The following is a 6,130-nucleotide window of genomic DNA, read 5'->3' on the forward strand; positions in this document are numbered from 1 at the left end:
TTGCTCAAGCAGACTACTGGGGGTAGTTGGTAGTGACCAATTCCAGAACGCGGGTGCGTCTCGCGCGGATCGCGGCCGGCGCGGTCTTCGCCGCGGGCGCCTCGCTCACCGTTGCGGGCGTCGCGCAGGCCGCGAACCCCGACAGCGACTCCGTGACCACGTTCGACGAGGGCGGCCCGGACGTCCCCGAGGACCCGGCCCCGACGGAGCCCGACCCGGACGACCCGGACGACCCGGACCCGACCGATCCGACGGACCCGACGGATCCGGCCGATCCGACCGATCCGACGGACCCGACGGATCCGGCCGATCCGGCCGATCCGACCGATCCGACGGACCCGACGGATCCGGCCGATCCGACGGACCCGGCCGATCCGACGGACCCGGCGACGGGGGGCGGTGACAACGGCGGTTCCGGTGGCGACGGCGGGTCGACCAGCCAGGGCGGCTCCGGCGGCGGCCTGGACCCGGAAACCACCGGTGGCTCGGGCGCCGCGCCGGACGGCGGCGGCAAGGAGCAGATCACCACGCCGCAGCAGCCCGCCGCTCAGGACCCGCAGCCCGCCGCTCAGGGCGGGGGCCGCGAGGAACTGGCGGAGACCGGCGCGGCCGAGACCGGCTTCCTGCTGGCCGGCGCGGCGACGATGATCGCCGGTGGCATCGGCTTCCGGATGCTGCCGCGGATGATGAACCGCGACGGCGCGGCCGCCGCCTGAGGCCGCGGTGCGTGCGGCGTCGAGGCAGGTGAGGCGGCAGGGCGCCGAGGCGTCCCCGCCGCCGCCGAGGCGCTCCCCGGTCGCCGGTCCACCCGGGCCGGCGGCCGGGAGTACGCGAGATCGCTGCAACGGCACCGCGGGGCCCGGACACGGCGGGATTCACCGCCGTGTCCGGGCCCCGCGGTGCCGTTCGCGTACGAAAGGCGGCCATGCGCGCACCGGGCTGCGCATGGGGGCCGCGGAGGGGTGTCGGCTCAGACGAGCCGGCCGAAGAGCAGCGCGACGGCCAGCAGGGTCAGAAGCAGCAGGAACAGGGCCTGGGGTGTGAGGCCGGCCAGGGGGCCTTCCTGGCGGTGAAGTCGGGCTCGCTCGGCTCGGCAGACCGAGCAGCGGGCCTCATTCACCGGCCCCGCGCAGTTGGCGCACACCAGTCGATCGCATGTCATGCGAAATCCTCCCTCTACTGCGCCAACGCCGCAGCGGAGCGATACGTTCCCCCGGTAGCGCCGATACCACTGTGCCAGGGGCGGAGCCGGTGCGCAGCACGGCGGAGGACGGAGCGGGGCGCTGCCTGCTTTGGGCCGGTTCGTCACGGGGACGAACCGGTGATACCGGACGGTGTCTGCGGGCTGTCCGGTGCTTCGCGTATGGTCGCCCACACCGAAGGCAAGCCGCCCCGCGGCTTTGACTGCCCCTACCCAGGTCGACGTGGTGTGAATCCGTGATTCGTTTTGACAACGTCTCCAAGAGCTATCCCAAGCAGACCGGCCCCGCGCTCCGCGATGTCTCGCTGGAGATCGACCGCGGTGAGTTCGTGTTCCTCGTCGGCTCGTCCGGCTCCGGCAAGTCCACGTTCCTGCGCCTCGTCCTGCGGGAGGAGCGCGCCTCGTACGGGCAGGTGCACGTACTCGGCAAGGACCTGAACCGGCTCTCCAACTGGAAGGTGCCGCAGATGCGGCGCCAGTTGGGCACGGTCTTCCAGGACTTCCGGCTGCTGCCGAACAAGACGGTGGGGGAGAACGTCGCGTTCGCGCTGGAGGTCATCGGCAAGTCCCGCGGTCAGATCCGCAAGACCGTGCCGGAGGTGCTCGACCTGGTCGGGCTCGGCGGCAAGGAGGACCGGATGCCCGGTGAGCTGTCCGGCGGTGAGCAGCAACGGGTGGCGATCGCGCGGGCCTTCGTCAACCGGCCGCTGCTGCTGATCGCGGACGAGCCGACGGGCAACCTGGACCCGCACACCTCCGTCGGCATCATGAAACTGCTCGACCGCATCAACAGGACCGGGACGACGGTCGTGATGGCCACGCACGATCAGCAGATCGTCGACCAGATGCGCAAGCGAGTGATCGAATTGGAGAAGGGCCGTCTCGTGCGCGACCAGTCGCGCGGCGTCTACGGCTACCAGCACTGAAAGGACGCCATGCGCGCCCAGTTCGTACTGTCGGAGATCGGCGTCGGTCTCCGCCGCAATCTGACGATGACCTTCGCGGTGATCGTCTCGGTGGCGATCTCACTGGCGCTGCTCGGTGCCGCCCTGCTGGCCAACGAGCAGGTCAACTCGATGAAGGGCTTCTGGTACGACAAGGTTCAGGTGTCGATCTACCTGTGCAACAAGAACGACGCCGAGACGGACCCGCAGTGCACCAAGGGCGCCGTCACCAATCAGCAGAAGCGTGAGATCAAGGCGGACCTGGAGAAGCTCAAGGTCGTCGACACGGTCTTCCACGAGTCCAGCGACGAGGCGTACAAGCACTACAAGGAACAGTTCCAGGACTCTCCGCTGGCGTCCTCGCTGACCCCGGACCAGATGCAGGAGTCCTACCGGGTCAAGCTCACCGACCCGACCAAGTACGACGTGATCCAGACGGCGTTCGGCGGACGGGACGGGGTGCAGGAGGTACAGGACCAGCGAAGTCTGCTGGAAAACCTGTTCAACCTGTTGAACGGGATGAACTTCGCCGCGGTCTGCGTGATGGCGCTGATGCTCGTGGTCGCGCTGCTGCTGATCGTGAACACCGTCCGGGTGTCCGCGTTCAGCCGGCGGCGGGAGACCGGGATCATGCGGCTGGTCGGCTCGTCCAGCTTCTACATCCAGATGCCGTTCATCCTGGAGGCTGCCATCGCCGGCCTGATCGGCGCCACGCTGGCCTGCCTGCTGCTGATCGGCGGCAAGTACTTCCTGATCAACAACTGGCTGCAGGAGCGGATCGCGCTGATCCAGTTCATCGGCTGGGACTCGGTCCTCAAGGTGATGCCGTTCGTTCTGATCGTGGGGGTTCTGATGCCTTCGCTCGCAGCTTTCCTCGCTCTGCGCAAGTACCTGAAGGTGTGAATCGGGTGTGACGAAGGACGCGGGCGCCGTGCGGCCAAGCTGGCGTGCGGCGCCCCTGCCTGTCCTAGACTCCGCACCATGTCGGGTCCATGGATGTTCGTCCAGCCCCACCGCGTCCGCCGCGGGGCTGCCCTGACACTGGTCTTCGCCGGGGTGCTGGTGGCCGGGTTCGCGACCGAGTCGTGGACGGTCGAGCACGCCGGAGGTGCCGAGGCCGGGTCGGTCTCGGAAGGGGTGCCGATACGGCCGGAGCAACCGGGCGACGTGGGGGGCGTCCACGCCGGTGATGCCCACGAGTTGGTGAGCCGCAGCGGCGACCGCTGGTCGGCCGCCTACACCGCCCGGGAGTACGAGGGGCTGCGTCAGGCCCTGGAGGGCAGCTACGTCGGTGTCGGGCTCGCGGTGCGCACCGACTCCGACGGCACGGTTCTCGTCGACGCCGTCACGGAGGGCAGCCCCGCCGCCCGGGCGGGAATCCGCCCCGGCGACCGGCTGAGCGGTGTGGACGGCCGAGAGGTCGCCGGGGTGCCGGTCACCGAGGTGGTGGCGATGCTCCGGGGCGGGGCCTCGGGGGAGGCGGCCGCCGGCGAGGGCAGCGGCGTCACCCTTTCGCTGGGCCGGGACGGCTCCCGCTGGGACGAGGAACTCGTCCGCGCCCTGCTGGACACCGGGTCGGTCACCGCCGAGCCGCTCGGGCGGGGAGCTGCCGCGGTGCGGATCACCTCCTTCACGAAGGACTCCGGAGCCCGGGTGCGGGAGGCCGTCGAGGGACTGCCCGAGGGCACCGGCGTTCTGCTGGACTTGCGTGGCAACTCGGGCGGGCTGCTGCACGAGGCGGTCGCCGCGGCCTCGGCGTTCCTCGACGGCGGTCTGGTGGCCGCCTACGGTGACGACGGCACCGAGCACGCGCTGTACGCGGAGCCGGGCGGTTCTCCGGACGTCCCGTTGGTGGTCCTGGTGGACGGCGGGACGATGAGCGCAGCCGAGCTGCTCGCCGGGGCCCTCCAGGACCGCGGCAGGGCCCTGGTGGTCGGTTCCCGCACCTTCGGCAAGGGTTCGGTGCAGATGCCCCTGGAGCAGCCGGACGGCTCGGTGGCGGAACTCACCGTCGGCCACTACACCACGCCCACCGGGCGGGTGCTGGACGGCACGGGACTGACGCCGGACGTCGCCGTCGGCCCCGGTCAGCGGACCGAGGACAAGGCGCGCCAGGTATTGGGTGGCCTCGCGGCCCGCGGGTGAGGAACAATGGTCCGGCTATGGCAAAAGAATCGGGTCAAAAGCTCATCGCGCAGCACAAGAAGGCACGGCACGACTACCTGATCCTGGACACCTGGGAGTGCGGCCTGGTGCTCACCGGGACGGAGGTGAAGTCGCTCCGGATGGGACGCGCGTCCCTGGTCGACGGTTTCGGCCAGATCGACGGCGGCGAGGCGTGGCTGCACAACGTGCACATTCCGGAGTACAGCCAGGGCACTTGGACCAACCACAGCGCTCGGCGCAAGCGCAAGCTGCTGATGCACCGCGGCGAGATCGACAAGCTGATCGGCAAGCTCCAGGAGTCGGGGCTGACGCTGGTGCCGCTGCGGTTGTACTTCAAGGACGGCAAGGCCAAGGTCGAGATCGCGCTGGCGCGCGGCAAGCGCGAGTACGACAAGCGGCAGACCCTCCGCGAGAAGCAGGACCGGCGGGAGGCCGAGCGGGTGATCTCCGCCGTCAAGCGCCGCGAGCGGGCCTGATCCACCCGCCCACCGCTCCCGTGCCTCCGGCGCCGTCCCGGACGGTCAGGCGGCCGCGCGCTCCGGCGGCCGGCCGGGTCCGGGCGGAATCCACCGGTCGGGCGGGAACGCGCTGGCCGTCCGCGGCGTTGTTCACGTAGGATGGCGACAGCAGCGCCGTTGCGGGAGCGCACCGGGAGGCAGCAGCCTCGGTACCGGTTCGGGACCACGACGTGCTTGTCAACAGAACATGGGGATGATCGGTTTCGACAGCGGATGTCGAAGTAGGGGAAGCGAGCCGAGGAACGCGGCAATGATCTCGATAACCACCTGCCGCAAAAAAATAATCGCCAATTCCAAGCGCGATTCCTTCGCCCTCGCTGCCTGAGCAGCGACTTGCGAAGTGTCAGCCCGGGTGCGTTCCCGACCCGGATCCTGGCATCAGCTAGGGAACTCACCGCGTAGACCCGGTCACGGGGTCCACCGGGACATCAAACAGTGACTGAGCCTGTCGGCAGCTTGTCTGCGTGACTGCCGGGGCTGAGAAAATCGCAGCAGACTGCGCTCGGAGAAGCCCTCCTTCCGCACCGTTGGACGCGGGTTCGATTCCCGCCATCTCCACTCATCCCATGTTGGGCAAGGGCCCCCGTTCCGCCAGCGGCGGAACGGGGGCCCTTGCCTTGTGCTGCCGGTGTGCTGCCGGGTGGCGGTGCGGTTGCGCGGGGAGCGGACCCGCTTCCGAGCGGGCCCGCGCGGGGCGGATTCTCGAATCAGTAATGGTCTAAACCTTGACTGGTTCAGACCATTGCCTTTGACTGTCCTCCACCAACCCCCCGCACTTGCGGCAGTGCCGCATGGAGGTCATCTCGTGTTGAGACAACGGATCATGGCGTTCTTCGCCGCGTCCGCGCTGCTCGGAGCGCTTGCCGTGGTCGTTCCGGCCGCCACGGCCACCGCCGCCCCGGCGTGTGCGGCCGCCTGGAACTCCTCCAGCGTGTACTGGAACGGCGACGTCGCCTCGCACAACGGCAACAACTGGCGTGCCAAGTGGTGGACGCAGAACCAGGCACCGGCTGCCGGTGTCGACGTCTGGGAGAACCAGGGTGCCTGCGGTTCCGACGGCGGCGACCCGGGCGACCCGGACCCGGGCAATCCGGGTGACTTCGTCGTGAGTCAGGCGCAGTTCAACCAGATGTTCCCGAACCGGAACCCCTTCTACACCTACCAGGGCCTGGTCGACGCGCTCGGTGCGTACCCGGGCTTCACCAACACCGGTGACGAGACCACGAAGCGCCGGGAGGCCGCGGCCTTCCTCGCCAACGCCAGCCACGAGACCGGCGGCCTGGTGCACATCGTGGAGCAGG

At 69.5% G+C, this 6,130-nt stretch carries 7 protein-coding genes and 1 other RNA gene; 7 read left to right on the forward strand and 1 reads right to left on the reverse strand.

Annotation, left to right across the window (positions count from 1 at the left end):
- Positions 1-32: 32 nt before the first annotated feature.
- Positions 33-716 carry a hypothetical protein gene (locus tag H300_RS32645; RefSeq protein WP_037981149.1) on the forward strand — a complete coding sequence of 228 codons (684 nt, stop codon included), beginning with the start codon at positions 33-35 and terminating at the stop codon, positions 714-716.
- A 254-nt stretch (positions 717-970) separates the two neighbouring features.
- Here the strand turns inward: H300_RS32645 and H300_RS0119905 are convergent, their stop codons facing one another.
- Positions 971-1,162, reverse strand: coding sequence for a hypothetical protein (locus tag H300_RS0119905; RefSeq protein ID WP_028428816.1), 192 nt, complete (start codon positions 1,160-1,162; stop codon positions 971-973).
- Between the two features lie 275 nt (positions 1,163-1,437).
- On the opposite strand from H300_RS0119905, the gene ftsE reads away from it, so the two are divergent.
- From ftsE to H300_RS0119935, 6 genes are all read left to right on the forward strand, one after another.
- A complete protein-coding gene (gene ftsE, locus H300_RS0119910) occupies positions 1,438-2,127 on the forward strand; it encodes a cell division ATP-binding protein FtsE (protein ID WP_028428817.1) in 690 nt (229 codons plus the stop codon).
- 9 nt (positions 2,128-2,136) lie between these two features.
- Complete coding sequence (ftsX, locus tag H300_RS0119915; RefSeq protein ID WP_028428818.1) at positions 2,137-3,048, forward strand: permease-like cell division protein FtsX; 912 nt, start codon at positions 2,137-2,139, stop codon at positions 3,046-3,048.
- A 78-nt stretch (positions 3,049-3,126) separates the two neighbouring features.
- Entirely contained in the window at positions 3,127-4,290 is a 1,164-nt protein-coding gene (locus H300_RS0119920; protein ID WP_028428819.1) for a S41 family peptidase, read from the forward strand.
- 17 nt (positions 4,291-4,307) lie between these two features.
- Positions 4,308-4,787, forward strand: a complete 480-nt coding sequence (gene smpB, locus H300_RS0119925) for an SsrA-binding protein SmpB (protein ID WP_028428820.1) — start codon at positions 4,308-4,310, stop codon at positions 4,785-4,787.
- Positions 4,788-5,018: 231 nt separating this feature from the next.
- Positions 5,019-5,390: a transfer-messenger RNA gene (gene ssrA, locus H300_RS30575) on the forward strand.
- Positions 5,391-5,652: 262 nt separating this feature from the next.
- On the forward strand, positions 5,653-6,130 hold a 478-nt coding region (locus H300_RS0119935; protein ID WP_028428821.1), incomplete at its 3' end, for a glycoside hydrolase family 19 protein.

It is taken from the genome of Streptomyces sp. TAA040 (assembly GCF_000424845.1).

Coding starts and splice junctions, on each gene's coding strand:
- H300_RS0119920 (WP_028428819.1), top strand. CDS start 3,127: ATGTCGGGTCCATGGATGTTCGTCCAGCCCCACCGCGTCCGCCGCGGG.
- H300_RS0119905 (WP_028428816.1), bottom strand. CDS start 1,162: ATGACATGCGATCGACTGGTGTGCGCCAACTGCGCGGGGCCGGTGAAT.
- ftsX (WP_028428818.1), top strand. CDS start 2,137: ATGCGCGCCCAGTTCGTACTGTCGGAGATCGGCGTCGGTCTCCGCCGC.
- smpB (WP_028428820.1), top strand. CDS start 4,308: ATGGCAAAAGAATCGGGTCAAAAGCTCATCGCGCAGCACAAGAAGGCA.